Origin of the sequence: Nocardia sp. alder85J, from assembly GCF_020176955.2 — a bacterium.
Taxonomy (GTDB): Bacteria; Actinomycetota; Actinomycetes; order Mycobacteriales; family Mycobacteriaceae; genus Nocardia.
The window spans coordinates 1-529 of sequence record NZ_JAIUCZ020000038.1; the positions used below are offsets into that span (position 1 = coordinate 1).

Sequence of the window (529 nt, forward strand, 5' to 3'; positions counted from 1 at the left end):
ACCCCAACCGGTGCCCTCACCGCAACCCTGGACCCCGCAGGCGCTCGTACCCGCATCGACACCACCCCCGCCGGCCTGCCGATCCAGGTCACCGACGTCCACGACGCCACCACCGTCATCACCCGCGACGGCTTCGGCCACCCGATCACGATCACCGACCCCCTCGGCCACCACACCCACTACCAATGGTCGCCAGAAGGAAAACCGTTACGCCGCACCGACCCCGACGGCCACAGCGAAACCTGGACCTGGGACGGCGAAGGCAACCTCCTCACCCACACCACCCGAGCAGGCACCACCACCGCATACACCTACGGCGCCTTCGACCTCCTCACCACGAAAACCGACCCCGACGGCACCACCACCCGCTACCAGTGGGACACCGAACGACGCCTCACCACCGTCATCAACCCCCTCGGCCACCACTGGACCTACCAATACAACTCTGCCGGCCGGCTGACCACCGAAACCGACTACACCGGCGCCACCACCGCCTATACCCACGACCGCGCCGGCCGGGTCGCCACCG

The 529-nt window shown here is 68.2% G+C and carries 1 pseudogene; it reads left to right on the top strand.

The features are described 5' to 3' along the window. A pseudogene (locus LBW94_RS44155) lies at positions 1-529 on the top strand (RHS repeat protein); the annotation flags it as partial.